At 63.1% G+C, this 25,175-nt stretch carries 25 protein-coding genes; 10 read left to right on the top strand and 15 right to left on the bottom strand.

The window, feature by feature from the left end:
- Window positions 1-29 precede the first annotated feature (29 nt).
- From ACMGF8_RS08120 to ACMGF8_RS08110, 3 genes are all read right to left on the bottom strand, one after another.
- Window positions 30-1,733: a ShlB/FhaC/HecB family hemolysin secretion/activation protein gene (locus tag ACMGF8_RS08120; protein ID WP_102862951.1), complete on the bottom strand. Its 1,704-nt coding sequence runs from the start codon at window positions 1,731-1,733 to the stop codon at window positions 30-32.
- 244 nt (window positions 1,734-1,977) lie between these two features.
- Window positions 1,978-2,277 carry a PsiF family protein gene (locus tag ACMGF8_RS08115; protein WP_102862950.1) on the bottom strand — a complete coding sequence of 100 codons (300 nt, stop codon included), beginning with the start codon at window positions 2,275-2,277 and terminating at the stop codon, window positions 1,978-1,980.
- A 71-nt stretch (window positions 2,278-2,348) separates the two neighbouring features.
- A complete protein-coding gene (locus tag ACMGF8_RS08110) occupies window positions 2,349-3,137 on the bottom strand; it encodes an AraC family transcriptional regulator (protein ID WP_207166993.1) in 789 nt (262 codons plus the stop codon).
- A 96-nt stretch (window positions 3,138-3,233) separates the two neighbouring features.
- Between ACMGF8_RS08110 and ACMGF8_RS08105 the strand changes: the two genes are divergently transcribed.
- On the top strand, window positions 3,234-4,139 hold the full coding sequence (locus tag ACMGF8_RS08105; RefSeq protein WP_102862948.1) for a DMT family transporter: 906 nt from the start codon (window positions 3,234-3,236) through the stop codon (window positions 4,137-4,139).
- Between the two features lie 3 nt (window positions 4,140-4,142).
- Here the strand turns inward: ACMGF8_RS08105 and ACMGF8_RS08100 are convergent, their stop codons facing one another.
- The 3 genes from ACMGF8_RS08100 to ACMGF8_RS08090 form a co-directional block, all read right to left on the bottom strand.
- The gene (locus ACMGF8_RS08100; protein WP_102862947.1) at window positions 4,143-5,033 is read right to left on the bottom strand and encodes an esterase/lipase family protein; all 891 of its coding nucleotides are present in this window, start codon (window positions 5,031-5,033) and stop codon (window positions 4,143-4,145) included.
- 118 nt (window positions 5,034-5,151) lie between these two features.
- On the bottom strand, window positions 5,152-5,457 hold the full coding sequence (locus ACMGF8_RS08095; protein ID WP_102862946.1) for a DMT family transporter: 306 nt from the start codon (window positions 5,455-5,457) through the stop codon (window positions 5,152-5,154).
- Window positions 5,458-5,469: 12 nt separating this feature from the next.
- Window positions 5,470-6,108: an FMN-dependent NADH-azoreductase gene (locus tag ACMGF8_RS08090; RefSeq protein WP_115581491.1), complete on the bottom strand. Its 639-nt coding sequence runs from the start codon at window positions 6,106-6,108 to the stop codon at window positions 5,470-5,472.
- A gap of 125 nt (window positions 6,109-6,233) precedes the next feature.
- Here ACMGF8_RS08090 and ACMGF8_RS08085 point away from each other — a divergent pair, with 125 nt between their 5' ends.
- Window positions 6,234-7,157, top strand: a complete 924-nt coding sequence (locus tag ACMGF8_RS08085; protein WP_207167963.1) for a LysR substrate-binding domain-containing protein — start codon at window positions 6,234-6,236, stop codon at window positions 7,155-7,157.
- 121 nt (window positions 7,158-7,278) lie between these two features.
- Window positions 7,279-7,809 carry a ferritin-like domain-containing protein gene (locus tag ACMGF8_RS08080; RefSeq protein ID WP_102881989.1) on the top strand — a complete coding sequence of 177 codons (531 nt, stop codon included), beginning with the start codon at window positions 7,279-7,281 and terminating at the stop codon, window positions 7,807-7,809.
- A 66-nt stretch (window positions 7,810-7,875) separates the two neighbouring features.
- On the opposite strand, the gene ACMGF8_RS08075 is transcribed toward ACMGF8_RS08080, so the two are convergent.
- Window positions 7,876-9,951: an AsmA family protein gene (locus tag ACMGF8_RS08075; protein WP_207166992.1), complete on the bottom strand. Its 2,076-nt coding sequence runs from the start codon at window positions 9,949-9,951 to the stop codon at window positions 7,876-7,878.
- A gap of 384 nt (window positions 9,952-10,335) precedes the next feature.
- Here ACMGF8_RS08075 and ACMGF8_RS08070 point away from each other — a divergent pair, with 384 nt between their 5' ends.
- From ACMGF8_RS08070 to ACMGF8_RS08040, 7 genes are all read left to right on the top strand, one after another.
- Entirely contained in the window at window positions 10,336-10,761 is a 426-nt protein-coding gene (locus ACMGF8_RS08070; protein ID WP_102862941.1) for a hypothetical protein, read from the top strand.
- Window positions 10,762-10,929: 168 nt separating this feature from the next.
- Complete coding sequence (locus ACMGF8_RS08065; protein ID WP_102862940.1) at window positions 10,930-11,562, top strand: TetR family transcriptional regulator; 633 nt, start codon at window positions 10,930-10,932, stop codon at window positions 11,560-11,562.
- A 282-nt stretch (window positions 11,563-11,844) separates the two neighbouring features.
- Window positions 11,845-12,345, top strand: a complete 501-nt coding sequence (gene ureE, locus ACMGF8_RS08060) for an urease accessory protein UreE (RefSeq protein WP_102862939.1) — start codon at window positions 11,845-11,847, stop codon at window positions 12,343-12,345.
- Window positions 12,342-13,016 (top strand): urease accessory protein UreF, encoded by a 675-nt coding sequence (locus tag ACMGF8_RS08055; RefSeq protein WP_110650924.1) that lies wholly within the window; start codon window positions 12,342-12,344, stop codon window positions 13,014-13,016. The genes ureE and ACMGF8_RS08055 overlap by 4 nt, the downstream gene beginning before the upstream one ends.
- A 9-nt stretch (window positions 13,017-13,025) precedes the next feature.
- Window positions 13,026-13,640, top strand: coding sequence for an urease accessory protein UreG (gene ureG, locus ACMGF8_RS08050; RefSeq protein ID WP_047301379.1), 615 nt, complete (start codon window positions 13,026-13,028; stop codon window positions 13,638-13,640).
- 37 nt (window positions 13,641-13,677) lie between these two features.
- Window positions 13,678-14,250 carry a HupE/UreJ family protein gene (locus tag ACMGF8_RS08045; protein WP_102862937.1) on the top strand — a complete coding sequence of 191 codons (573 nt, stop codon included), beginning with the start codon at window positions 13,678-13,680 and terminating at the stop codon, window positions 14,248-14,250.
- Window positions 14,251-14,380: 130 nt separating this feature from the next.
- Window positions 14,381-15,520, top strand: coding sequence for an AGE family epimerase/isomerase (locus tag ACMGF8_RS08040; RefSeq protein WP_102862936.1), 1,140 nt, complete (start codon window positions 14,381-14,383; stop codon window positions 15,518-15,520).
- A gap of 73 nt (window positions 15,521-15,593) precedes the next feature.
- Here ACMGF8_RS08040 and ACMGF8_RS08035 read toward each other — a convergent pair whose 3' ends face one another.
- From ACMGF8_RS08035 to ACMGF8_RS08000, 8 genes are all read right to left on the bottom strand, one after another.
- A complete protein-coding gene (locus ACMGF8_RS08035; protein ID WP_102862935.1) occupies window positions 15,594-16,499 on the bottom strand; it encodes a cation diffusion facilitator family transporter in 906 nt (301 codons plus the stop codon).
- 234 nt (window positions 16,500-16,733) lie between these two features.
- Window positions 16,734-17,495 (bottom strand): SDR family oxidoreductase, encoded by a 762-nt coding sequence (locus ACMGF8_RS08030; protein ID WP_416759216.1) that lies wholly within the window; start codon window positions 17,493-17,495, stop codon window positions 16,734-16,736.
- 895 nt (window positions 17,496-18,390) lie between these two features.
- Window positions 18,391-19,107, bottom strand: coding sequence for an ABC transporter ATP-binding protein (locus ACMGF8_RS08025; protein WP_016967871.1), 717 nt, complete (start codon window positions 19,105-19,107; stop codon window positions 18,391-18,393).
- Window positions 19,104-19,976, bottom strand: a complete 873-nt coding sequence (locus ACMGF8_RS08020) for an ATP-binding cassette domain-containing protein (RefSeq protein ID WP_102862933.1) — start codon at window positions 19,974-19,976, stop codon at window positions 19,104-19,106. The genes ACMGF8_RS08025 and ACMGF8_RS08020 overlap by 4 nt, the downstream gene beginning before the upstream one ends.
- Complete coding sequence (livM, locus tag ACMGF8_RS08015; protein WP_102862932.1) at window positions 19,973-21,268, bottom strand: high-affinity branched-chain amino acid ABC transporter permease LivM; 1,296 nt, start codon at window positions 21,266-21,268, stop codon at window positions 19,973-19,975. Before livM ends, ACMGF8_RS08020 begins: the two co-directional genes overlap by 4 nt.
- Window positions 21,269-21,270: 2 nt before the next feature.
- Window positions 21,271-22,185 carry an ABC transporter permease subunit gene (locus ACMGF8_RS08010; protein ID WP_102862931.1) on the bottom strand — a complete coding sequence of 305 codons (915 nt, stop codon included), beginning with the start codon at window positions 22,183-22,185 and terminating at the stop codon, window positions 21,271-21,273.
- A 161-nt stretch (window positions 22,186-22,346) separates the two neighbouring features.
- A complete protein-coding gene (locus ACMGF8_RS08005; RefSeq protein ID WP_102881998.1) occupies window positions 22,347-23,483 on the bottom strand; it encodes a branched-chain amino acid ABC transporter substrate-binding protein in 1,137 nt (378 codons plus the stop codon).
- A gap of 364 nt (window positions 23,484-23,847) precedes the next feature.
- The gene (locus ACMGF8_RS08000; RefSeq protein ID WP_115581485.1) at window positions 23,848-25,131 is read right to left on the bottom strand and encodes an NAD(P)/FAD-dependent oxidoreductase; all 1,284 of its coding nucleotides are present in this window, start codon (window positions 25,129-25,131) and stop codon (window positions 23,848-23,850) included.
- Between the last annotated feature and the right edge of the window lie 44 nt (window positions 25,132-25,175).

The raw sequence follows: 25,175 nt of genomic DNA, 5'->3' as shown, positions 1-25,175 counted from the left end.
ATCATCCATCCACTAGCGTTTGGGTCGGGTCAGAAGAACAGGTCTACTCGCACGTACACCGGATGCTCTCGTCTCTCGATAATGTCCGGTCGCTCCAGGGAGCGCGCGAAGCTGACTGACGCGGCCAGGTACTGGCCACGGGCGTTGAGTTCGATGGCGTTGCCACTCATGCGGCCCTTGGCGTCATGGTTGTAGCGATCGCCCTTGATCACCCCGACGTCATAAGCAAAGGCCAGGCCGTATTCCTGGACAAAGGGTTGCAGCGCCTGCCAGGTCACGGCACGGCGCCAGCGCAGTTGGTTGCGCCAGTAGCCGCCGCTGTTGCCGGAGAGGGTCTGGTCCTGGAAGCCGCGCACCGAATTGAGCCCGCCGAGGCTGATGCGCTGAGGGCTGAAGAGCACGTCCTCGCTACGCTGGCCGGTGGCCAGGCTGTCGAAACTGAAGTTCTCGTTCCACAGGCGAAAGGGCTGCAGGTAGCTCAGGGTCAGGCTGTACTTGTTGTAGCGCGAAACCGGCTCGCTGCCGTGAGGGTTGCCGCTGCCCTGGGCGTCCAGCGCGCCGATGCCCTGCTGCCAGCCGATGTCGGCGTTGACCAGGGCATTGCCGATGCGCCGCCCGTGGTTGAAGCCCAACTGGCTTTCGGTGATGCGATTGCTGGAGACGTCGATCAGGTTGTCGTCGATGTAGTTGCGCGTGCGCAGCTGGCTCAGCCCCAGGCTCATCCCGGTCTTGCTCAGGTTGTCGCGGTGCAACACACGCTCGGCGCGCAACTGCTGGTTCTTGCTTTCGCCGTCCATGGTGAAGTCGAAGCCGGTGCTGTCATTGCGAGTGCGGTAGTAGCTCTGGCTGTAGGCGTAGCTGAAAGTCCACCAGCCCCAGGGCAGGCTGTAGAACAGACTCTGGTTGTCGGAATGGCGCCAGCGATCGCTGACTGCGTCCTGGTTGGCCCGCAGGCTCAATTGATCCGCCAGCCCCAGGGGGCTGTCCCAGTCCAGGCCGAGGCCCATTTGCTGCTCACCGGTGCTTTTGTCGCCACTGTTGTTGCGGGTGGCCGAGACGCGCCAGGGTTTCAGGCGCTGGCCCTTGAGCCCGACATGGCTGTCCCCCAGTTTCTCCCCCGGTGACAGTTCCAGCTCGACCTGGCGCGAAGGCAGGCGGCTGAGCTGGTCCACCAACTGCTCCAGTTCCCGCAGGTTCAGCACCTGGCCGGTGGTGCCGGGAAAGGCCATGGCCAGCTCCCGGGAACTGGCCAGGGCCGAGCTGTCCAGGCTTTCCAGGCGACCTTCGACGATGACGATGATCAATTGCCCCGACGCCAGCTCCTGGGCAGGCAGGTAGGCGCGGGTGGTGACATAGCCCTGTTGCAGGTAGTGGTGGGTAATGGCCTTGAGCAGGGTGTTGATCTGCGCCACCGACAGGCACTGGTCGCGATAGGGCGCCACCAGGCGCTCCTGATCCGCTGCCGAGAGGTGTTCGGCGCCTTTGAGGACCACGGTCTTGATGGTGAAACAGCGCTGCTCGCCAGGTTGCGGAGCAGGCTCGGGGGGCAGGGTCTTGCCGGGCAGTTGCTGCAGTTCGTCGAGGCGCTTTTGCTGCTCTTGCAGCAACTGCTGCTGGCGATCACGGATCAGATCGCGGTCACCCGGCGTCTGCAGCGGGGCGGCGGTGAGGGCAAACGAGCCGAACAAAGCACAAAACGCTACGACAGGCCTGAAACAGCCAAAACGCGACATGCCTTCCATTCCCTTGAGTCGCAGACGCCGGTACTAGAGCGGCCGCGCGGTGCATCCCGGCACCTGTTTTCGAAGGGAATAAAGTCTAAATGTAAAATTTATTACATAAAAAAAAAGCGACGAGCGGTATCTTTCTGATTTATCTCATTGAAATAAAAGATTTTTTATGATTCTGAAATCGTAAACCTCGATGCGAACCAAGGCCCTGTGCCAGCCCGGTGACCTTGGTCCCATCGATTCAGGCTCACTTTTTCTTCAGGCAATCACTCATGAACGCCTTGCGCGCATCGCCCTTGAGGGCCTGGGCGGTGGCGGTGGCGTTGCACGATTTCATTCTTTCCTGGGGCGTGGAAGGTGTCGCCGCAGCCGCCGGAGCCGCCTTGAGGCAGGTGCTCATGAAGGCCTTGCGCTCGTCGCCCTTGAGGGCCTTGGCGGTGGCCTCGGCATTACAGGTGGTCATCTTGTTTTGCTGGGCAGTGGCGGCAAAACCTTGGGAGCAAAGCAGCAGGCCCACCATCAACAAAGGGATACGCAACATCTTCATGGAGTTTTCTCCTGGTCACCGCACCGATGGGCACGGCCTCCTGCGCAGTGTAGACAAAGCCTGTTACACCTTCACCTGTTCTGCAGGCTGGCCCGGCGGTACTGCTCGGGGGTGCAGCCGGCCTGGCGCTGGAACATCGCGATAAACGCCGAGGCGCTGCTGTAGCCCATGTCGAAGGCGATTTCCTGGACGCTGCGGGTGCTTTCCAGGGCCTCGATGGCCGCGAGGAAGCGCTGGCGCTGGCGCCATTCGCCGAAACTCATGCCCAGCTCGCGGACGAACTGCCGGGCCAGGGTCCGTTCACTGACATGGGCCTGCTGCGCCCAGTGGGCCAGGGGCTGGTGGTTGCCCGGTTCGGCCTGCAGGGCCTGGAGTACCCGCAGCAGCTCGGGGTTGCGGGCATAGGGCAGGTAACAGTCTTGCACCGGGGCCTGGCGCAACTGGTGCAGCGCCACCTGGGCCAGACGCTGGTCGGCCTCGCCCTCGGGGATCTGCACGTCCCGGGCGGCGAAGTCCTTGAGGATCGCCTTGAGAATCTCGCTGATGGCCAGGGTGCTGCCCTGCTTCGGCAAGTCCGTGCACAGTTCCGGCGCCAGCAGCACCGCTCGGTAGTTGATCGGTTGCGGAGTGTAGAAACTGTGGGGCGTCTGCGGCGGCACCCAGACCGCGTACTGTGGCGGCGACATGAAGCGCCGGCCGGCGATGTCCATGCGCATCACACCATGGGCCGAATACTCCAGGCAGCCCCAGGGGTGCCGGTGCTCCAGGGCGTGGCTGTCGGCGGCGAAGTCGGCATAGCGGAAGTACACCGGCGCGGGCAGGCCGTGGAAATCCAGGAGATCGATGTGTTTTTTGCTCATGCTGTCCGGATGTCGGGGCAGGTTGTCCGGTTCGAAGTATAGGCATTGATCCGGACAGGAGGATAATCAGCCCTCATCAACTGTCTGGCTGTTTCCATGCAATACGCTTATCCACTGCTGGCCATCTTTATCTGGGCCGGCAATACCGTGATCAACAAACTCGCAGTGGGTGCGATCTTCCCGGCAGAGATCGGCTTCTACCGCTGGCTGCTGGCGGGCCTGCTATTCACTCCGTTCATGCTCAAGCCGGTGCTGCGGCACTGGCCGGTGATCCGCCCCAACCTGGGCCGGATTTTCATCCTCGGGGTGTTGGGCATGGCCGTGTATCAGAGCCTGGCCTACTTCGCCGCGACCCTGACCTCGGCCACCAACATGGGCATCATTCTTTCCCTGATGCCGCTGATGTCCCTGGCCATGGCCATTGCCGCCCTGGGCCAACGCCTGACCGCCGGGGCTCTAGTGGGGGCGGTGCTGTCCTTTGCCGGGGTGCTGGTGGTGGTGTCTTCCGGCAGCCTCGCCGCGCTGCTGCAACACGGGGTCAACCTGGGTGACGCGATGATGCTGATCGCCACCCTGGCCTATGCGATCTACAGCACCTTGCTGAAGAAGTGGCAACTGCGCCTGCCGCCGCTGGTGCTGCTGTACCTGCAGGTGCTGGTGGCGGTGCTGGTGCTGCTGCCGTTGTTCCTGGCCTCACCCAAGGTCGGCCCGACCCTGCAGAACATTCCGCTGGTGCTCTATGCCTGCCTGCTGGCGTCGATGCTCGCGCCCCTGGCCTGGATGCAGGCAGTGGTGCGCCTGGGACCAAGCCGGACCACGCTGTTTTTCAATCTGCTGCCGTTGATCACGGCGCTGATTGCCGCGGTGGTGCTGCATGAGCAACTGGCCTGGTTCCATCTGGTGGGGGGCTTGTTGACCTTGGGCGGGGTGGTTCTTTCCGAACGCTGGACCAGGGTGCTGGGGCCGGTCGCCGGCAAGCCGGCGGCTACAGGGCCACAGTGAGGGTCAGAGGTTGGCGGCCTTGAGGCGCCGGGCATGTTCGACGAACAGGCGGATCGGTTCGGCGCCCTTGCCCACCAGCCCCAGGGATTGGTTGACGATATCGAAGTGGTCCAGGGGGTAGTCGTCGCCGATGACCTGCCCCAAATGCGAGCTGTAGCGCCCGACCATGCCGTCGCACTGGCCGGCCTCGCGGACGAAGGTGCGGGCGAACAGGCGGCAACTGCGGTTGGTGCCGTCGAACAGGTTGCGTCCGCGATTGGTCTTGCCCGGCTGCAAAATGCCGGACCAGGAGTAGTAGCGCACGCCGCCGACCTCTTCCGCGCCCTGGCCGCCCCAGGTGGACGGCAACCCTTGAGGGTATTGGCGGTTGAACAGGGCCACGCCCTCGGTGGTCAGCGACTGATGCGAAGCGTGGATATCCACCGGCAGTTTCGGCCCGCGATAGCCGGTTTCCAGCAGCGTCATCAAGGCCGCGACGCCCCGCAACAGCCAGCTCAGGACACGCCCCTTGAGGCTGTGGGCCGGGGAATGCCGAGCCAGGTAATCCGCCAGTTCGGAACCGTGGTTGGGGCCTGCTACCGAAGTCACCGAGGCGACCCAGTCAGGGCGTTTGGCCGCCGCGTAACGGGCGGTAAGCGCGCCCTGGCTGTGGCCGATCAGGTTGACTCGGGGCGCACCAGTCTCGGCCATGATCCGCTGGACCTGGGCCAGCAGTTGTTCACCGCGCACCTCGCTGGAGTTGAGCGGCGACACCTGTATCGCAAACACCTGGGCCCCACCCTGGCGCAAGGCCGGGATGATGCCGTACCAGTAGGGATACAGCAGCAGGCGGACAAAACCGAGCATGCCGGGCACCAGTACCAGGGGGTAACGCGTGGCAAGCTCTTGGGACATGCGGGGACATCCTTGTGCGAAGGCAGGGGGGCTGGCTGAAAGCTAGACCATAACCAAGGCCGTCGTCAGCCCCCGTGACGCTTTGGCGACAAACCAATGACAACCCGGCCCCGAGTTGCTACTTCAGCCCCACCACCCCGACCACGATCAGCCCCACCGACACCAGCTTGACCGGCGTCAGGCTTTCCCCCAGCAGCATGAAGCCCAGCAGCACCGTGCCCAGGGAACCGATGGCGGTCCAGATCGGGTAGGCCACGCTCACCGGCAACTCGCGCATGGCCAGGCTCAGGAAGTAGATCCCGCCCAGCGCCGCGACCACCGTCAGCAGCGACGGCCAGGGCCGGGTAAAGCCCTGGGCATACTTCATGCCCATGGCGAACGTGACCTCGAAGGCCGCTGCCAGCAGCAGGAACATCCAGGCCATGACGCCGCCTCCTCAGAAGGTCTGCGCCAGGGCCAACAGGCGCTGCCGGGCTTCGCCACAGGACTGCGCGAAACGCTCGGGCGCCGACTCCTCGCCTTCCGCCGCAACCACCGTCACATCCTCGATCCCAATGAATCCCAGGGCCGTGCGCAACCATGGATCGGCGTGATTCATCGCTTCATGCTCCCCCCCGGGCCCAAATCCACCGCCGCCGCGGCTGGTGACGATCAACACCTTCTTGCCCTGCACCAAGGGCTGGTACTGGGCCACGCCGTTGTCCAGCTGGGTGTTGAAGGTCAGCCCCAGGCGCACGATGTGATCGACCCAGGCCTTGATCCCGCTGGGCACGCTGAAGTTGTGCATCGGCGCCGAGATCACCAGGCGCTGATGGCCGAGCAACTCACCGACCAGCTCGTCACTCAAGGCCAGGTCAGCCTGCATCAACAGCGGCCGCGCTTCGGGCTGTGGATAAAACGCCGCGGCGATAAAGGCTTCGCTGACATGGGGCAAGGAACCCCGCCCGACTTCGCGCCGGGTCAGGATGGCCCCGGGATTGGCCTGTTGCCAGGCTTGTAGAAAGTCATCGGTCAGACGCCGACTGTGGGAGCGCTCGCCTCGGGGGCTGCCGTGAATCGCAAGAATTGTGCTCATCTGCTTTCTCGTGTACGGATTGACTGTAACGGCCTTGAAGCCGGCCCTGTTCCGCGTTAAAGCTAGAGCTACCGCGACTCACCCACAAATGAGTAAACATTCACTTGGATGAACTCAACTCATCCATGGAGCCCGTCATGTTCGCCCACCTGCCCCTGACCGCCCTGCGTACCTTCGAGTCCGCCGCGCGCCTGCTGAGCTTCAAGGCCGCTGCCGAGGACCTGTCGGTGACTCCCACCGCGGTGTCCCACCAGATCCGCAGCCTGGAACACTGGCTGGGGGTGCCACTGTTCGAACGCCTGCCCCGCCAGGTACGCCTGACGGAGGCTGGCCGCCGCCTGTTCCACAGCCTGCATGGCGCCCTGCTGGATGTGGCCCAGAGCGTCGACACCCTGCGCCCCAGTCCCAGCGCCGCGCAGCTGACCGTTTCCACCACTGCGGCCTTCGCCGCCCTGTGGCTGGTGCCGCGCCTGGGGCGCTTTTACACCCGGCACCCTGGCATCAACCTGCGCCTGGATACTCAGTGCGAGGTGGTGGACCTGCACCAGGACGCCAGCATCGACGTCGCGATCCGCTACAGCCAGGACGGCTACCTGAATCTCCATGGCCTGTGCCTGTTCGACGAGCGCTTTGCGGTCTATGGCGCGCCGCAGCAGGTGGCCCTGGCCCGGCAGCAGCCACCGTCCCTGATCAGCGTGCATTGGCGCAATTCCAGGTTGTATGCCGATGGCTGGCAGGCCTGGTGTGCCCAGGCCGGGGAAAACTGGCTCGACGCTCGGTTGCCGATCCGTTCCTACGACGAGGAGCAGTACGCCCTGCAAGCTGCCATTGCCGGTCAGGGCCTGGTACTGGCGAGCAACATCCTGGTGTCCCAGAGCGTGGCCAACGGCCTGCTGCAAGCCTATCGGCCGGAGGTCCAGGTGGACGGCGCGGGCTATAGCGCCCTGTGCGTGCCGGGGCGAGAGCGGCACCCTCCGGTGCGGGCTTTCCTCCAGTGGCTGCAACAGGAAGCGCTGCTGGCCGGACATCCGCCCCTGGCCCGCAGTTGACCCCGGCGCAGACCACCGGGCACATCCGATAAAACTTTTTGCCGCGCCCGGGACTCACAACTCAGGTAGTGATCAGGCCGAGAGAGCCTGGCGCAAAACGGATTAGCCCCAGGAGATCGAAATGAGCGACAAGCATTTATCCGATGTGAACACCCTGCGCGAACGGGCCCGTCAACACGTGGAGAACGGAGCCGTGACCGAGGGCTACAACGCCGACCGCGAGCAGGTGCTGCGGCTGCTCAACGAATCGCTGGCCACCGAACTGGTGTGTGTCTTGCGCTACAAGCGCCACTACTTCATGGCCAACGGCCTCAAGGCCAGCGTGGCGGCCGACGAGTTCCTCGAACACGCGACCCAGGAAGCCGAGCACGCCGACAAACTGGCGGAACGCATCGTCCAGCTCGGCGGCGAACCGGAGTTCAACCCGGACCTGTTGTCCAAGCACTCCCACGCCCAGTACGTGGCCGGCAACACCCTGAAGGAAATGGTCTACGAGGATCTGGTGGCCGAACGCATCGCCATCGACAGCTACCGCGAGATCATCCAGTACATCGGCGACAAGGACCCCACCACCCGCCGCCTGTTCGAAGAGATCCTGGCCCAGGAAGAGGAACACGCCGACGACATGGCGGACATCCTCAACGACCTGTAATCCCCTCCTCCAAGCCCGCCCCTGCCTACCGTAGGAGCGGGCTTTTCCGCGAAGCCCCAGTCCTTGCTACTGGCTCGGCTTGACCGTCACCGGCGCCTTGCCCGAGCGCATCTGCTGCAGCAGCGGCGCGCACTGATTGGGCTCGTCACCGCTGGGCGCCACCAGCGCCAGCAAGCCTGCCGCCGGCCCGGCGATCAACCCCAGCGCCACCATCCCGGCACCGCGCAGCACCAGCGGCACCGCCTTGACCCCGGCACTGGGCTTGATGAACTTGCCCTGCACATAAAGCGGTGAACGCAGAGAGAACAGGCGCAGCCCCTTGGACTCCGGCGTGATGGTCAAGTCCAGTTGCTCAGAGGCCATATTGGCGGTGCCATCGATGTAGATGATGGCGTTCTCGGTATCGAAGACGAACAGCCGAGACGTAGCCAGACCGCTCTTGATGCCAAAGTCGGCGGCGGCGCAATTGATCTTCACTTCCTTGTCGCCAAACATCTTGCCGACCACATAGTTGCCGACGTTGAGCCCGGCGATTTCCATGAGGCTGCGGCTGATGGCGCCATCGTTGATCAACATCTTCAGGTCGCCGTTGGCGCTGCCCAGCAAGGCCGCCACCGAGTTGCCGCGTCCGGTGATATCGGCATCGCCATTGAGCTCGCCGAAGCTGGTCTTCATCGGCTCGAAGGTCGGAAACAACTGCTTGAGCTTGAAGTTGCGCGCCGTCAGCCTGGCCCGGCCTTCCAGCGGCGTGGTGTGACCATTGAGGCGCACCTGGGCGTCCAGCTTGCCCCCGGCCACGCCGAAGCGCAGGGGCTCCAGGCTGAGCTGGCCGTCGTTGAGCACCAGGTGCGTGTAGAGATCGGTGAACGGCAACTCGGCGCTGTGGACAATGCGCTTGCCGGTGAACTCCACATCGGCGTCCATGTCACCCCAGCGCTCGGTACGGAACTCCTCCACCGGCAGCACCTTGTCCGCCGGCTGCTTGCTCTCGCCGCCCCGGGCCTTCTGCTTGGCGTTGGAGTCGGCACCAATCAGCGGCGCCAGGTCGCTCATCAGCAACTGGTTGGAGACCAATGCACCGCTGAGCTTGGGTCGCGGCTGACTGGCGACGTAGGTCAGGTTGCCGTGGATATCGCTGTCGCCGATCTTGCCGTTGAAATCCTGGTAGCTGAAGGTCGCACCCGCCGGGTCGCGGAGCTTGGCGGTCAGATGGCCGTCGGTGGCATAGGGCGGCGAATCCGGCAGGGTCACCCCGGTCAGCGGATAGAGATTGCCCAGGCTGGTGCCGGCCAATTTCAGGCGCAGGTCCAGGGCGCCCAGATTCAGCGGGTCGGTGAGGCTGCCCCGCAGCTCCACCTTGGTGTCGCCGATCTGCGCCTGGGCCTGCAGTGGAAACGGCTTGCGTCCGTCCTGCAGGGCCAGCAAGCCGCCGATCTTGCCGGTGCCGGCGAGCTTCTGCCCGTGGTACTGGCCCTTGACCTTGAGGGCGAAGGTATAGGCTTGGGCCGCGGCGCCTTTTTCACTGATTTTCTTCGCTTCGCTCTCACCGACTATGTCGCTGAAGGGAATGGGTTTGCCGAGCAGCTCTACCTGCAGGTCAAGTTGGGTTTTCAGGCTCTGGTCGTCCAGGGTCACATGGCCCTTGTCGAAACCGATGGCGCCGATGTCCACCGTCCAGTTGGAAGGCTCGGCCTCGGGGTCCTTCGGGTCGAGCTTGAAGGTCCAGTTGGCGCGACCGTCCGCCAGCCGCTGCAGCGCAGCATCGGGCTCGGTCAGATCGATACGCGGGATGCTGACCCGCTGGGCCAACAGGGCCAGGGGCGAGATGCGCAACTCGACCCGTTTGAGGCTGACCATCTGCGGCGCCTTGGACCACTCCGGGTTGCCCAGGGTCAGGTCCTGGGCCACTACGTGAGGCCAGGGCACCCAGGCCCGCCAGCCACCCTCGTCGGGCTCGCGCTGCCAGGCCACGGACAAGTCGCCATTGATCGCGAAGGGCCGATGCAACTCCTCGGACACCTTGGCGTTGAGGGTCGGCTTGATGCGGTTCCAGTCGAAGAATGCGATCACCAGCACCAGCACGGCCAGTAGCAGGATCAGGCTGGCGACGGACCAGGCGAGGATTTTACGAGTGCGCGTCATTGCACGAGGCTCCTGAAGACAACTGAGCGCCAAACTGCGACGCATCGATGAAATGCCGATGGAAAATCACCGGCCATGAAAACTACGACTGACAAAGCCCACGCAGGTTTAATCCGGCGGCTCGATGCGGCGAAAAAACCTGAATTGCTGATCGCTTGGACAGCTTTGTGTTACCTCGAACCGCCCCTCCCTGAAGCGGGAGTGGGTCGAAAATACCCACCCTGGTGCAAAAGCCATCGGTGCTAAAGCCCGAGCTAGAGCCTTCGAGGCAAACAATCAATTCCGTTGATTATTACCATTGTGTTTATGAACTTTTATATCGATTTTGCGGCGGTAACATTAGCTCCGTACCCACTTTATCGCCCTACCAAGGAGCAACCCATCATGAAACGCCACCTCTTACTGAGCCTGACCTTATCCGTTCTGGCTGCCAACGCCTTCGCCCTGCCAGCCGCTGAACAAGCCACTCCACAGGTCAAGGCCAGCCACAGCGTGTTCACCCAGACCCTGGCCGAAGGCGGTTCGGACCGTCTGATCGAACGCAACAAAGTCGCTGCCGACGGTTACGAACGCACTCCACAAGGCCAGAGCGTTGCCGAAGACGGCTATGATCGCACCCCACAAGGCCAGAGCGTTGCTGAAGATGGCTACGACCGTACCCCACAAGGCCAGAACGTAGCTGAAGGCGGCCGTGATCGCCTGGAAGAGAAAGGCCTGGTTGAAGACGGCTACAGCCGCACGCCTCAAGGTCAGACCGTTGCCGAAGGCGGCGCTGATCGCCTGGCTGAACGTCATCAAGCAGCGAGCTGAGGCCATGCTGGCCCTTAAAAAAAGCCCGATCCCTGGATCGGGCTTTGGCTTTTATGGCCCCGGCATTTTAGCCCTGACCTTCGCCGCTCTCGCCTGACTCCAGTTCGACTCCGGCAAAGTTGATTTGCTAGAGTGCGCCGCTCCCATTGAGCAAAGAACGCCCCGCCGATGCTGCCCCGCGCCGAACAGAAGCAACAGACCCGCAACGCCCTGATGGATGCTGCCCGGCATCTGATGGAGTGTGGTCGTGGTTTCGGCAGCCTGAGCCTGCGGGAAGTGGCCAAAGCCGCCGGCATCGTGCCCACCGGCTTCTATCGGCACTTCAGCGACATGGACCAACTGGGGCTGGAACTGGTCAGCGAGGTCGGCCAGACCTTCCGTGAAACCATCCGCCTGGTGCGCCACAACGAATTCGTCATGGGCGGCATCATCGACGCCTCGGTGCGCATCTTCCTTGATGTCGTGGAAGCCAAGCGCGCGCAATTCCTATTTCTGGCCCGTGAGCAATACGGCGGCTCGCTGCCGGTGCGCCAGGCCATCGCCACCCTGCGCGAGAACATCAGCTCGGACTTGGCTGCCGACCTGACCCTGATGCCCAAGCTGCAGCATCTGAATGCCGCCGACCTGAGCGTCATGGCCGACCTGATCGTCAAGAGCGTGTTCGCCACCCTGCCGGACATCATCGATCCCCCGGCCCAGGCCCTGCCTGAACACCTGACGCCGCAGGCGAAGATCACCCAACAACTGCGCTTCATCTTCATCGGCCTGAAGCACTGGCAAGGCCTGGGCAGCACCGAGTAATACAGCCTGCCCCTCTCCCCCTTTCAATCGGCGTGCCCCGCTCTGGGTAGCGCGTTTGCGCCTGCTCGTCGGCCCGGCACCGGATTGCAGCAAAAATATTTCCAGCGCACCAACTCAGTGCTATAAATCAGCTCAGCGCGCCATTTTGTAACAAGATAAAACAAGGTTTTGCCCCTTTTTCAGGCGCAGTTCCGGTGTCGACAAAGGGTTTTTCCTCTCCCTCGGGCGATTGGCAAGGCCCTTGCTCTGGCTTGTGTATCGCTCATAGCTGGAAGCTTTCCGATGCTGGTGATCCACCGCAGAACCGAACCCCAAGCCACCTGGTCCGCCGAACTGCACCTGACCTATGAGGCTCGCAGCAAAAGCCGCCTGCGCTGTTTCAGTGCCACAGGCGAAGACGTCGGCCTGTTTCTGGAGCGCGGCCAGCCGCCGCTGCACGACGGTGAGTTCCTGGTGGCCGAGGACGGACGCATCGTCAAGGTCTGCGCCCGCCCGGAAACCCTGCTCCATGTCACCTGCCGCAATGCCTTCGAACTGACCCGCGCCGCCTATCACCTGGGCAACCGCCACGTGGCCCTGCAGGTGGGCGACGGCTGGCTGCGCCTGCTCGATGACTACGTGCTCAAGGCCATGCTCGAACAACTGGGCGCCAGCACTGAAACCATCGAGGCGCCGTTCCAGCCCGAACACGGTGCCTACGGCGGCGGCCACCATCATTCGCGCCACGGCGATGAAGACTTCAATTACCCGCCGCGCCTGCACCAGTTCGGCGTGCGTCAATGAACCCAGCCTGGGCCCTGCTGCGCCTGGCCAGCCCACAGCTGCCGATCGGTGGCTACAGCTATTCACAGGGACTGGAAATGGCAGTGGAGCAACAACGGGTGAACGACCCGGACAGTGCCAGGCGCTGGATCAGCGATCAGTTGCTGTTCAACCTGGCGCGCTTCGAGGCTCCGCTGCTGCTCGCCCACTGCCAGGCCGCCGCAGATCAGGACTGGGCCAGGCTGCAGCAACTCTGCGAAGAACATCGGGCCAGCCGTGAAACCCGCGAGCTGTACCAGGAAAGCCGGCAGATGGGCTATTCCCTCAAGCAATTGCTCGAAGGCCTGCCGGAACTGGACGGCGGCGCCCGGGAGCTGCTGGCGCACCAGGACGAACCGCACCTGGCCCTGGGCTGGGCCCTGGCCGCCCGCGCCTGGCACATCAACCCCGAAGACGCCCTGGCGGCCTGGCTCTGGAGCTGGCTGGAAAACCAGCTGGCGGTGCTGATGAAAACCCTGCCCCTGGGCCAGCAGGCGGCCCAGCGCCTGACCAGCGAGCTGCTGCCGCTGCTGCAAGAGGCCCAGCGCCACGCCACCCACCTTGACCCCAACCACCTTGGCAGCGCCGCTTTCGGCCTGTCCCTGGCGAGCATGGCCCACGAGCGCCAGTACAGCCGCCTGTTCCGTTCCTAGGAGAAACTCATGAACGCACAACCTCTGCGTGTCGGCATCGGCGGCCCGGTGGGCTCCGGAAAAACCGCCCTGACCCTGGCCCTGTGCCTGGCCCTGCGCGAGCGCTACAACCTGGCAGTGGTGACCAACGACATCTACACCCGCGAAGACGCCGACTTCCTGGTCCGCAATGAAGCCCTGGCGCCGGAGCGGATCATCGGCGTGGAAACCGGCGGCTGCCCGCACACCGCGATACGCGAAGACGCCTCGATCAACCTGGAGGCCGTGGACCAGCTGAACCGGCGCTTCCCGGGGCTCGATCTGATCCTGGTGGAGTCCGGCGGCGACAACCTTTCAGCCACCTTCAGCCCGGAACTGTCGGACCTGACGATCTATGTGATCGACGTTTCCGCTGGCGACAAGCTGCCGCGCAAGGGGGGCCCGGGCATCTGCAAATCCGACTTGCTGGTGATCAACAAGATCGACCTGGCGCCGCTGGTGGGCGCCTCCCTGGAGATGATGAACAGCGACACCCAGCGCATGCGCGGCGGCAAGCCGTTTGTCTTCAGCAACCAGAAGACCGGCCAGGGCCTGGAAGACATCATCGCCTTCATCGAACGCCAGGGCCTGCTGACCGCGGCCTGAAACCGAACCTGAAAAACGCTCAACAAGGAAGCCACTCATGACCCTGAAATCACTCTTCGGCGCACTGGCGCTGCTGCTGACCCCGGCCCTGGCCTTCGCTCACCCGGGCCACGGCGACAACGGCCTGATGGCTGGTATCAGTCACCCCATCGGTGGCCTCGACCACTTGCTGGCCATGCTTGCGGTCGGCCTGTGGGCCGCCCAGCAACAAGGCGCGGCGCGCTGGGCACTGCCCTGCACCTTTGTCGGCACCATGCTGATTGGCGGCCTGCTGGGCTTTGAAGGGCTGAACCTGCCGGCCCTGGAAAGCGGGATTGCCGCGTCAGTACTGGCCCTGGGCCTGGCCGTGGCCCTGGCGGTGCGCCCGCCACTGAGCCTGGCGCTCGCCGCCACTGCGCTGTTTGCCCTGTTCCATGGCGTGGCCCATGGCCTGGAACTGCCAGACATGTCAAGCCCCTGGGCCTATGCCGCCGGTTTTGTCGCAGCCACCGCGGCCCTGCATGCCGCCGGTTATGCCGTGGTGCGGGTACTGCCTCAGGCGGCGGCGCCGCTGGTGCGCGTGGCCGGTGCGGCCTCGGCTGCGACGGGCGTGTGGTTGCTGGCAGGCTAATCCCTGCCCTCTTCTGTAGGAGCCGGCTGGCCGGCTCCTACCCGTATCTCGTGCTTGGCGGGCAAGCCGCCTGGCGGGGCTTCTCTGGTAACATGTCGCGCACTCAAACCTGCCGTGACGACGCCAGCCAATGCCCGATGTATCCCGCTCCGCCACCTCGCCTGAATCGAGCGCTCTGTTCAACGCCATGCAGCAGCATTTCCACAAGGTGATAGTGCCGCTGTGGCAAGGTCCGGGCTGGAATCCGCAGTTGGCACTGCCCTATGAGGCGCTGGACGCCGAACAGCGGCCATTGCCGCCGCAGCGCTATCGAGCCATGGCCTGTGCCCGGCAGCTGTACCTGTTCTCCCAATTGATCGGTGATGCCGCCGCCCCCTTTGCCCAAGAGCGGGCCGCCGCGCTGTTCCGCTCGCTGCAGCGGCACTTCCACGATGCCGAGCACGGTGGCTGGTTCTACAGCATCGATGCCGACGGCGCGCCGCTGGATCGGCGCAAGGACCTCTACACCCACGCCTTTATCCTCTTCGCCTGCGCTCATTACTGGGCCAAGGTCCGCGAGCCGCTGGTGGAGTCGGTGCTCAATGCTGCCCTGGAAGTGGTAGCCCTGCGCTTTGCCCGGGGCGATGGACTCTACGAAGCCAGCCTCGCCGAGGACTGGTCCGTACTGGGTTCGGGGCCCCTGCAGAATCCGCTGATGCACCTGGCCGAAGCCTTTCTCGCAATCCTGGCAGTGCGCGAAGACGCCGCGGTACAAACCGCACTGCTGGAGCTGTGCCAGGCCATGCAGCAGCAGTTCATCGACCCGCAGCACGGAGTGATGCTGGAGAAGCCACTGGGGGCTGTGGATAACTGGTTCGAGCCAGGGCATCAGTTCGAGTGGTTCTTCCTCCTCGACTCTTCGCCCTTGCTGCGCAGCAACCCGCTGCACGCCTCATTGAGTCGTGCCTTCGCGTTTGCCGAGCAGCTTGGTGTCGACCCGCAGAGCGGCGCGGTGTGCGCCATGCTCGACCTGCAACCGGGTGCCCCCATCAAGGACGCCACCCAGCGCATCTGGGCCCAGGCCGAGTACGTGCGTGCACTGACCTTGCGTGCGGACAGCCAGGCGCCCCTGCTGCGTCAGCTCAAGGCGCTGCACGCGCATTTCCTGCATGCAGGGGGCTGGAATGAATGCCTGGATGCCAGTGGCGCGGTCAGCCGGCGGGATATGCCATCGACCACGCCTTATCACCTGGCGACCTGTTATCGCGGGCTGGCGGAATATTTTGCCTAAAGCCTCTGCCGGCCAGCCGGCTCCTGCAAGCCCCCTGTAGGAGAAGGCTGGTCGGCGAAAAGCGCACCGCCCATCAAACGATCCACTTGCGATCCCCGGTAAAGCTGATGGTCAGCCAGCGCGCTGCGTCGGCCTCTCCCAACTCACTGGAAATCTCCTCGCGCAAGCGGTCCAGAGTCGCCACATCCTGCAGCGGATAGTCCGCCGGCAGCACGATATGGATCTCGATGAAACGCGCCCGGCCGTGCTTCTGCACGTAGGAAATGTATTCCTGGAAGCCATACGCAACCATGGCCTCTTCCATCACGCTGCGCACCTTTTCATCCAGTTGGTCCGGAGCGATGCCCAGCACATCACGCAACGCCGGCCGCAGGATCTTCAAGGCTGGCGGCAGCATGCTCAGGGCCAGCAGGATCAGGATCGCCGGGTCGACATACACCGCCCACTGGCCATGCCCGTACTGCTTGAGCAGCAAGGCAATGATGAAACTCACCAGCAGCCCCACCGAGAGCATTGCGTCCACCAGCCAGCTGATGTTGTCGAACTGGATCAGCGACGATTTGAGCTTGCGGTTACGCCGGCGCACATAGAAGAAGTAGGCAAACTCCGTTACCGCAAAGAACCCGGCGTAGAAGATCACCATCCCCAGCTCGACCTCCCGGCCGCCATTGATGATGCCGAACACACCGTTAAGAAAGGCGTAGATGGCGATCAACAGCAGGAAGCTGCCTTCGATCAGCAGCACCATGGGTTCCAGGTGCCAGAAGCCGAACTGGAAACGGTGGTTGCTTTCCTTGGCAATCAGCTTGGCAGTGATCAGCATCAGGACCTTGATGAAGGTCGCGATCAGGGAAAAAAACCCATCGAACAAAATGGATTGGGCGCCAGAAACAAAACCCGTGACGATACCGGCGATCGCCACGGCGAACATCAGTACAGTCGATTGTTTGAGCAGAACCTGCTCACCTCGGTTACTCACAACTCCTCCTATCGAACTTCAAAAACACCGCCTTGAGTGAGGCGGCAGCGAAATTTCGAGGCGGAATTCTACCCTGCCAAGGCTGACCTTCAGCTGAAACGAATCAGCTTATGTGTTTCCAAGTACAACTGTAGTCACTGCCGAGCTATGGCGAGGCTGCGACACCTGCGCAGCAGGCGCAGGTCTTGCAACCGTTGGAGGGCCTGACGGCCCTGTCGCAGCCTGCGGCAGCGGCTACACCTTGCGCTCGATGGCGAAGCCGGCCCAGGTCTGGCTCACCGGCATCAGCTCCAGGCTATTGATGTTGACGTGGGCAGGCGTGTTGAGAACCCAGAAGATGGTATCGGCAATGTCCTCGGGCTGGATCGGCTCGGCCCCGGCGTAGGTGGCGTCGTAGCGCGCCTGGTCGCCGGCGAAACGCACCAGGGAGAACTCGCTTTCGCACAGGCCCGGTTCAATGTTGGTGACCCGCACGCCGGTGCCCTGCAGGTCGCAGCGCAGGTTCAGGGAGAACTGTTTGACGAAGGCCTTGCTCGCGCCATAAACGTGACTGCCCGGGTACGGGTAGTTGCCGGCAATGGAGCCCAGGTTGACGATCCCGGCGCCCCGGCCATGGGCGATCAGCCGCGGCAGCAGCAGACGGGTGCTGTACATCAAGCCCTTGATGTTGGTGTCGACCATGGTGTCCCAGTCATACAGGTCGCACTTGGGCGCCGGGTCGACGCCCAGGGCCAGGCCGGCATTGTTGATCAGGCCGCGCAACTTGCTGAAGGACGGCGGCAGGTTGGTGATGGCCGCTTCCATGGCCTTGCGGTCCCGCACATCGAGTACCAGGCCGTGCACTTCGGTCTGCTTGGAGAGCTCTGCGCACAGCGCGTTGAGGCGCTCCTCGCGGCGGCCGGTGAGCACCAGCGACCAGCCGGCCTCGGCAAAACGCCGGGCGCAGGCTTCGCCAAAACCGGACGTCGCGCCCGTAATGAACAGTGTGGAAGTCATGGTGTTCTCCTTGCTGGGTGGCGAGCCGCCGTTACGATAAAAAAGCGTTTCGCAGCATGCCCGGCCCGGCTCTGGGCGGCAACAGAAGCGCTGGATATCCGGCATCACTGTACAAAAAACGCTCACATGGCTGAAAGCTATGGTCGGCAAGGCCTGCAGCCACATGCCCGCACCTTATCCACAGGCCGGTCCACAGTCTTTGGGGGCAAGTGCAAATCGCGCAAAGCCGCTGTACACAGGGCTTGCAGCGGATCATGGGAAGTTTTTTGCTTGACCCGCAGAGGCTGTCCATGCAGGTGACCGCAGAAAAGATGACCGAGCGGTCAAAGTGTATAAGGCCAGAGGCCAGTAACTACGCCGCCCAGAGCAGTCTTTCCAGAGTTTAGTCACAGACTTATCCACAGGCTTATCCAGAGTCTTTTGCGGGTACGGCTGCGACAATAAAAAGGTTGACAAGCGCGTCTTCGAGTTGCTCAAAAAGCCATGATCAAAAAACAATCAATTGCTTGCAGGCCACGTAAACAAAGGCTTCCAGCCAGCTACTCCCACGTTACCCACAGCCCGCTCCACAGCAAACGGGGACAAGTCAAAACGGTGGAAAAACAACTGTTTGCAGCGTCTTTATGCCGCGCTTTGCCAGCTTGGGAATAATGTTTTCCACAATTGTCGGACGCCGCCTGCCCTTCTGCGCACGCGCGGTTGCCAATGCCCGCACTCAGCCCGCAGGAACCAGCTTGCCGGCAAATCCCGGACGCACAACGGAATCTGAACAGCTGCCATAGGCAGGGGTCGTTTCGCTGGCAAGCCAGCGCCTAGGGGGCGAGTGAGAACTGTGGATAAAAAATGCCCCGGCGGCGTGAACCGACGGGGCATGGTTTATCCACAGACCGGACCGTCAGTGACCGCCCAGGTAAGCGTTGCGCACCTCCTCGTTGACCAGCAGCTCCTTGCCGGTGCCGCTCAGGCGGATCTCGCCGTTGACCATCACATAGGCACGGTCCGACAGCTTCAGCGCATGGTTGGCATTTTGCTCCACCAGGAAGATGGTCATGCCAGTGGCCGCCAGCTCCCGCAGGGTGGCGAAGATCTGTTTCACCACGATCGGCGCCAGCCCCAGGCTCGGTTCATCAAGCAACAGCAACTTGGGCCGGCTCATCAGCGCCCGGGCGATGGCCAGCATCTGCTGCTCACCGCCGGACATGGTCATGGCCCGTTGGGTGCGCCGTTCCTTGAGCCGTGGAAACAGCTCGAACATGCGTTGCATATCCTCATTGGCGTACTTGTCGCCAATCGGGATGGTGCCCATCAGCAGGTTCTCTTCCACGGTCATGTCGGGAAACACCCGGCGCCCTTCCGGCGACTGGGCGATGCCGTTGGAGGCAATGTAGTGGGACGACTTGTGGGTGATGTCCACGCCGCGATAGAGGATCTGCCCGGACTCCGCCCGGGGCTGGCCGAAGATCGACATCAGCAGGGTCGACTTGCCGGCACCGTTGGAGCCGATCAGGCTCACGGTTTCCCCTTCGTTGATGTGCAGCGAGACTTTCTTCAGGGCCTGGATCGGGCCGTAGTACACGTCCAGATCCTTGAGTTCGAGTATGGGTTGACTCATACCAGCTCCTCTTCGTCGGCACCCAGGTAGGCGGCGATCACCTTCGGATCGTTGCGGATCGCCTCCGGCCCGCCTTCGGCGATCACGTTGCCGTGGTCGAGCACCACGATGTGGTCGGAAATACTCATCACCATGCCCATGTCGTGTTCAATCAGCACCACGGTCAGATCGTGCTCGTCGCGCAGCAGCCGGATCATCGCGCTCAGCGCTTCGGTTTCCTGGGGGTTGAGGCCGGCGGCCGGTTCGTCGAGGCAGATGATCTGCGGCCGGGTGCACATGGCCCGGGCGATCTCCAGGCGCCGCTGCTGGCCGTAGGACAGCTCGCCGGCCAGGCGGTTGGCGCAGTCCACCAGGTCCACCACTTCCAGCCAGTAGAAAGCGTGGTCCAGGGCGGCGCTTTCCGCCTGGCGGTAGCCCTTGGTGTTGAGGATGCCCGCCAGCAGGTTGCGGTTGACCCACATGTGCTGGGCCACCAGCAGGTTTTCCACCACGGACATTTCCTTGAACAGGCGAATGTTCTGGAAGGTCCGCGCCAACCCGGCGCGGTTCACCAGGTGGGTGCCGCCAAACATCTTGTAGTACAGGCGACTGGCGAAGCTTTTCGGCGACACCAAATCGGTGGCGCGAAATGGCTCGCCCAAGAGCTTGATGACGTTGGTCTGCTGGCCCCGGGTATTGAGCTCGATGCGCCCGCCGGAGGCCTTGTAGAAGCCGGTCAGGCAGTTGAACACCGTGGTCTTGCCGGCGCCGTTGGGGCCGATAAGGGCGAAGATCGAGTTGCGCTTGACCTTGAGGCTGACGTCGCTGAGGGCCTTGATGCCACCGAAGTGCATCATCAGGTTCTCGACCGAAAGAATGTATTCGCTCATGGCGCGTTCCCCTCAGTCAGAGCACCTTTGCGTGGCGTCACCCCGGTACGGCTGATGCGGATCAGCCCCCGCGGTCGCCAGATCATCATCAACACCATGAGGATGCCGAACAGCAGCACCCGGTACTCGGAGAAGCTGCGCAGCAGCTCCGGCGCCACGGTCAGGACGAAGGCCGCGATCACCACGCCCACCGTGGAGCCCATGCCCCCCAGCACCACGATGGCGAGGATCAGCGCCGACTCGAAGAAGGTGAACGAGGACGGGTTGACGAAGCCCTGATAGCTGGCGAAGAACACCCCGGCCAGACCGGCGGTGGAGGCACCGATGGTGAAGGCCGAGAGTTTCACCAGCACGTGGTTCAAGCCCATGGCGCGGCAGGCGATCTCGTCTTCACGCAGGGCTTCCCAAGCCCGGCCCACCGGCATGCGGGTCAACCGGTGCTTGATGTAGAGCACCAGCAACACCACCAGGAACAGCACGATGTAGATGAACAGGAACTTCAGGTTGGGGTTGTATTCCAGGCCGAAGAACTCGTGGAACGGCACCCCACCGTCCTTGGCCCTGCGACCGAACTCCAGGCCCAGGAACGTCGGCGATGGCACCGGCATGCCGTTGGGGCCGCCAGTGAAGGACAGCCAGTTGTTAAGCACCAGGCGGATGATCTCGCCGAAGCCCAGGGTCACGATGGCCAGGTAGTCGCCATGCATTCGCAGCACCGGGAAGCCCAATATGCACCCCGCCAACGCGGCGGCAATCGCCGCCAGGGGCAGCACGCTCCAGAAGCCCAGGCCCAGGTACTGGTAACCCAGGGCCAGGCCATAGGCGCCGATGGCGTAGAACGCCACGTAGCCCAGGTCCAGCAGCCCCGCCAGGCCCACCACAATGTTCAGCCCCAGGCCCAGCAGCACGTAGATCAGTCCGAGGATGACCACGGTCAGCAGGTACTTGTTGGCGAAGAACGGGAACACGATGGCGATCACGATCAGCGCCGGAATGATCCAGCGCAACCGCGACTTGTAGTCCGGCGCCAGCACATGCACCCCGGAGCCTGTGGTCTCGAAGCCCTGGAGAATCTTCAGGCCCTTGGGGGTTTGCAGGAACAGGCTCAGGGCCAGGCGGCCGGCCATGACGATCGCCACCAGCCAGGCGACCCGGGTCGGTTCCAGGTTGAAGCTGTAGCCATCCAGGACCACGCCCACGATGGGGCCGAACACGATCAGCGAGATCAGCCCGGCCAGTACGGCGTCGATGACGCTCTTCTTGATATCAATCGGTTTATTGGCAGCAGACATACTTATACCTTCGCCACGAGTGGGCGACCCAGCAGGCCTTGGGGACGGAAAATCAGGATCAGCACCAGCAGCGAGAAACTGAACACGTCTTTGTAGTCGGAGTTGATCAAGCCGGAGAACAGCGACTCGGAGATCCCGAGGATGATCCCGCCGAGCATCGCTCCGGGCAGCGAGCCAATGCCGCCGAGCACGGCTGCGGTGAACGCCTTGATGCCGATGACGAAGCCGGCATAGAAGTCGAAGGTGCCGTAGTTCATGGTGATCAGCACACCGGCCAGGGCCGCCATGGCCGCGCCGATGACGAACACGTAGGAGATCACCCGATCAGTGTTGATGCCGAGGATCGAGGCCATCTTGCGGTCTTGCTGGGTGGCCCGGCACATGCGCCCCAGCTTGGTGTACTTGATGATGTAGGTCAGCAGCGCCATGCCGGCGAACGCCGCCACCAGGATGAAGATCTTGGTGTAGGTGAGCTGCACGAAGCCGGTGCCGATATCGACTTTCCAGGCCCCGGCCAACAGGGTCGGAACCCCTTGCTGCTTGGCGCCCTGGCTGATCTGCGCGTAGTTCTGCAGGATCAGCGAGATACCGATGGCGCTGATCAGCGGTGCCAGGCGGGTGGAGTTGCGCAGGGGTTTGTAGGCCACGCGCTCGATGACCCAGCCATAGATCCCCGTCACCACCACGGTGAAGACCAGGGTGCCGAGAATGAGTAGCGGGAAGGATTCGATGCCGAAGTAGGCCAGCAGAGCCAGACTGATTGCCGCGAGGTAAGCGGAAATCATGTAAACCTCGCCGTGGGCGAAGTTGATCATGCCGATGATGCCATAGACCATTGTGTAGCCGATGGCGATCAGACCATAGACAGACCCGAGGGTCAGTCCATTGATCAGTTGCTGCAGGAAAATACCATCCATAACGCAATCTCACGGACTTGAGAGACGGCACAGGGCGTCAGCGACGGACAGGGATCACCGGTCCGCGCAACACGTCCGTTGTGCAGCTCTACGAGAAAAGGCAAGTACTGCACGAGTACGAACCGGTACCAGGGGGTAGTACCGGTTCGTTCGGACTCATGTCACTTCTGTTTTTCCAGCTGGTGGTACTTGCCGTCCTTGTCCCACTGATAGACCACGTAGTCGGAGATCTTCAGGTCGCCCTTGCCATCCCAGGACTTCTCGCCCATCACGGTTTTCACCGGGTTGGCCTTGAGCCACTTGGCGGCGTCTTCGCCTTTGTTGGATTTGGCGCCATTGAAGCCGGCGGCCAGGGCCTGGACCGACGCGTAGGCGTACAGGGTGTAGCCTTCAGGCTCGGTGCCAGCCTTGCGGAAGGCATCCACCACCGCCTTGCTGTCAGGCAGCAGGCGTGGGTCGGCGCCGAAGGTCATGTACACGCCGTCAACGTATTGCGGGCCACCGGCGGTGGTCACCAGCTCGTCGGTCACGATGCCGTCGTCGGACATGAACTTGACGTCCTTCAGGCCCTGCTCGCGCAGCTGGCGGACCAGCGGACCGGCTTCCGGGTGCAGGCCGCCGAAGTACACCACGTCGGCACCGGCAGCGCGGATCTTGGTCACCACGGCGCTGAAGTCCTTCTCGCCACGGGTCAGGCCCTCGTACAGCACCGGGGTCACGCCGCGCTTGGTCAGCTGTGCCTTGGTAGCGTCCGCCAGGCCCTGGCCGTAGGTGTCCTTGTCGTGCAGCACCACGACTTTCTTGCCCTTGAGCACGTCAACGATGTAGTCGCCGGCGACGATGCCCTGCTGGTCGTCACGCCCGCACATACGGAACATCGCGGACAGGCCACGCTCGGTGACCTGGGGGTTGGTGGAGCCCGGGGTGATGGCAATCACACCGGCGTCGCTGTACACCTCGGAAGCCGGAATGGTCGACGAGGAGCAGAAGTGCCCCACGACGCCCGCCACCTTGTCCTGGTCCACCAGGCGGTTGGCCACGGCCACGGCCTGCTTCGGTTCGCAGGCGTCGTCGCCCTTGACCAGGACGATCTTCTCGCCGTTGACACCGCCCTTGGCGTTGATCTCGTCAGCCGCTGCCTGTGCACCCTTCATGTACTGCTCGCCAAATGCCGCATTGGCGCCTGTCATGGGACCCGCTACGCCGATCTTCAGGTCGGCTTGAGCAAACGCAGAAACACCCAGCGCAGTTGCCACTGCGAGGGCCAGAAAGCCTTTCTTGTAAAACGTCTGGGACATGAGGTGGTGCTCCAAGGTTTTTTTAGTTGGCACTGCGACTTCACTAGAATTGCTCAGAGCAAGCGCCGTGCCAGTGGTTTTTTATTCTGAAAAAAGTCGCTGTCTTATTGTTATTTCGACTGTTTCGAGCCCATTTTTATTGGGCGTGCAACCGTCTAAACCGCGGAAGGTAAAACCCTGCTTTTTAATGGGCGCAACCCATGCGTGCCATCATTGCAACCGCGACACAATTCAACGTGCAACCCTGCTGTAACAGCCCGCGTCACCGAACTGCACACTGCTGGTGCGAGACTGCTACGAGCCGCACCATTACAGGCTAGTCGCTGCATCGAAAAGCGTCGTCCCCGACTGTTTATTTCCTTGTTCAGATGACGATCCGCAGGCACTGGCCCGCGTGGTAGAGGGAGAATCCGGCCTCGTACAGACAACTGCGCAACCCCACTCCGACCAGGGGCTGCATGGGGGCAAAAGGAATCGGCAGGGCCTGGGGATTGCCGTTACACAGGTAGTCGGCGAACGCCTTGCCGACCACGGTGCCGGTGGTGACGCCACGGCCGTTGTAACCGGTGACCGCCACCAGGCCGGGCGCCGGTTCAAACAGGCGCATCAGGTGATCGGGGGTAAAGGCAATGCAGCCGGTCCAGGTGGATTCCCACTCCACCGGTTTGAGGTAGGGGAAGTAATGCTGCTGCACCCGATCGGCCCAGGCCTTGAGAAACCACAGGGGTTTCTGGTTGCCATTGCCCAGGCTGCCCAGCAACAAGCGGCCATCGGCATCCCGGCGAATGCTGCTCAGCACCTGGCGGGTATCCCAGGAACCCTGGCCTCCGGGCAGGATCTGCCGGGCGGCCTCTTCGGTGAGCGGCGCCGAGGCCACCTGGTAGTAGTAGCCAGGGAAGAAGTTGCGCCGCAGCTCGGTCCAGTCGCCTTCGGTGTAGGCGTTGGAGGCGATCACCACCTGCTCGGCCAGCACCGAACCCTGGTCGGTCTGCACCGACCAACGCTGACCCTGGCGTTCCAGGCGAGTGACGGGGGAATGATCGAACAACTGGCCGCCGAGCTTGATCGCGGCCTTGGCCAGCCCGGTGGTGTAGGCCATCGGGTTGAGGGTGCCGGCGCGCCGGTCGAGCAAGGCGGCGGCGATCTTGCGGGTGCCGGTGGCCTGTTCGCAGGCGGTGCCGGTCAACAGTTCCACCGGTGCACCACGGCGCTTCCATTGCTCCTCGCGACTGCGCAGGTCGGCTTCGCCCCGGGCGTTGTGGGCCATGTGCAACGTGCCTTCGCGGCGTAACTGGCAATCGATCTGGTATTTGTCCACCAGGCTGAACACCAGGGACGGCGCGGCCCCGAGCATGCGGTTGAGCTGGCTGCCCACCTGCTCGCCGAAACCGGCCTCGATCTCGTCCGGGGGAATCCACAGGCCGGCGTTGACCAGCCCGACGTTGCGCCCCGAACCGCCCTGCCCGGCGCGGTGGGCCTCGACGACACAGACCCGCTTGCCTTGCTCCAGCAGATGCACGGCCGCCGATAAACCGGTGAAGCCGGCGCCGATGATGCACACATCCGCCGTCAGCTCGCCCTTGAGCGGCGCATTGTCAGGTCTTTGTGGGGTCAGCTTTTCCCATAGACATTGTTCTTGTAGCGCCATTGCCAGACTCCGAAATAAACCAACCACAGATGCTCAAACGCATG

It is taken from the genome of Pseudomonas sp. BNK-7, from assembly GCF_048072025.1.
Classification (GTDB): Bacteria; Pseudomonadota; Gammaproteobacteria; order Pseudomonadales; family Pseudomonadaceae; genus Aquipseudomonas; species Aquipseudomonas danubii.
The sequence above is the reverse complement of the archived record's forward strand: the minus strand, read 5'-3'. Positions and strand labels throughout refer to the sequence as shown.

Coding starts and splice junctions, on each gene's coding strand:
- ureE (WP_102862939.1), top strand. CDS start 11,845: ATGCTGGTGATCCACCGCAGAACCGAACCCCAAGCCACCTGGTCCGCC.
- ACMGF8_RS08095 (WP_102862946.1), bottom strand. CDS start 5,457: ATGGCCTGGATGTTCCTGCTGCTGGCAGCGGCCTTCGAGGTCACGTTC.
- ACMGF8_RS08045 (WP_102862937.1), top strand. CDS start 13,678: ATGACCCTGAAATCACTCTTCGGCGCACTGGCGCTGCTGCTGACCCCG.
- ACMGF8_RS08005 (WP_102881998.1), bottom strand. CDS start 23,483: ATGTCCCAGACGTTTTACAAGAAAGGCTTTCTGGCCCTCGCAGTGGCA.
- ACMGF8_RS08065 (WP_102862940.1), top strand. CDS start 10,930: ATGCTGCCCCGCGCCGAACAGAAGCAACAGACCCGCAACGCCCTGATG.
- ACMGF8_RS08070 (WP_102862941.1), top strand. CDS start 10,336: ATGAAACGCCACCTCTTACTGAGCCTGACCTTATCCGTTCTGGCTGCC.
- ACMGF8_RS08085 (WP_207167963.1), top strand. CDS start 6,234: ATGGAGCCCGTCATGTTCGCCCACCTGCCCCTGACCGCCCTGCGTACC.
- ACMGF8_RS08020 (WP_102862933.1), bottom strand. CDS start 19,976: ATGAGCGAATACATTCTTTCGGTCGAGAACCTGATGATGCACTTCGGT.
- ACMGF8_RS08000 (WP_115581485.1), bottom strand. CDS start 25,131: ATGGCGCTACAAGAACAATGTCTATGGGAAAAGCTGACCCCACAAAGA.
- ACMGF8_RS08010 (WP_102862931.1), bottom strand. CDS start 22,185: ATGGATGGTATTTTCCTGCAGCAACTGATCAATGGACTGACCCTCGGG.
- ACMGF8_RS08075 (WP_207166992.1), bottom strand. CDS start 9,951: ATGACGCGCACTCGTAAAATCCTCGCCTGGTCCGTCGCCAGCCTGATC.
- ACMGF8_RS08030 (WP_416759216.1), bottom strand. CDS start 17,495: ATGACTTCCACACTGTTCATTACGGGCGCGACGTCCGGTTTTGGCGAA.
- ACMGF8_RS08115 (WP_102862950.1), bottom strand. CDS start 2,277: ATGAAGATGTTGCGTATCCCTTTGTTGATGGTGGGCCTGCTGCTTTGC.
- ACMGF8_RS08100 (WP_102862947.1), bottom strand. CDS start 5,033: ATGTCCCAAGAGCTTGCCACGCGTTACCCCCTGGTACTGGTGCCCGGC.
- livM (WP_102862932.1), bottom strand. CDS start 21,268: ATGTCTGCTGCCAATAAACCGATTGATATCAAGAAGAGCGTCATCGAC.
- ACMGF8_RS08105 (WP_102862948.1), top strand. CDS start 3,234: ATGCAATACGCTTATCCACTGCTGGCCATCTTTATCTGGGCCGGCAAT.
- ACMGF8_RS08080 (WP_102881989.1), top strand. CDS start 7,279: ATGAGCGACAAGCATTTATCCGATGTGAACACCCTGCGCGAACGGGCC.
- ACMGF8_RS08055 (WP_110650924.1), top strand. CDS start 12,342: ATGAACCCAGCCTGGGCCCTGCTGCGCCTGGCCAGCCCACAGCTGCCG.
- ACMGF8_RS08110 (WP_207166993.1), bottom strand. CDS start 3,137: ATGAGCAAAAAACACATCGATCTCCTGGATTTCCACGGCCTGCCCGCG.
- ureG (WP_047301379.1), top strand. CDS start 13,026: ATGAACGCACAACCTCTGCGTGTCGGCATCGGCGGCCCGGTGGGCTCC.
- ACMGF8_RS08090 (WP_115581491.1), bottom strand. CDS start 6,108: ATGAGCACAATTCTTGCGATTCACGGCAGCCCCCGAGGCGAGCGCTCC.
- ACMGF8_RS08025 (WP_016967871.1), bottom strand. CDS start 19,107: ATGAGTCAACCCATACTCGAACTCAAGGATCTGGACGTGTACTACGGC.
- ACMGF8_RS08040 (WP_102862936.1), top strand. CDS start 14,381: ATGCCCGATGTATCCCGCTCCGCCACCTCGCCTGAATCGAGCGCTCTG.
- ACMGF8_RS08120 (WP_102862951.1), bottom strand. CDS start 1,733: ATGTCGCGTTTTGGCTGTTTCAGGCCTGTCGTAGCGTTTTGTGCTTTG.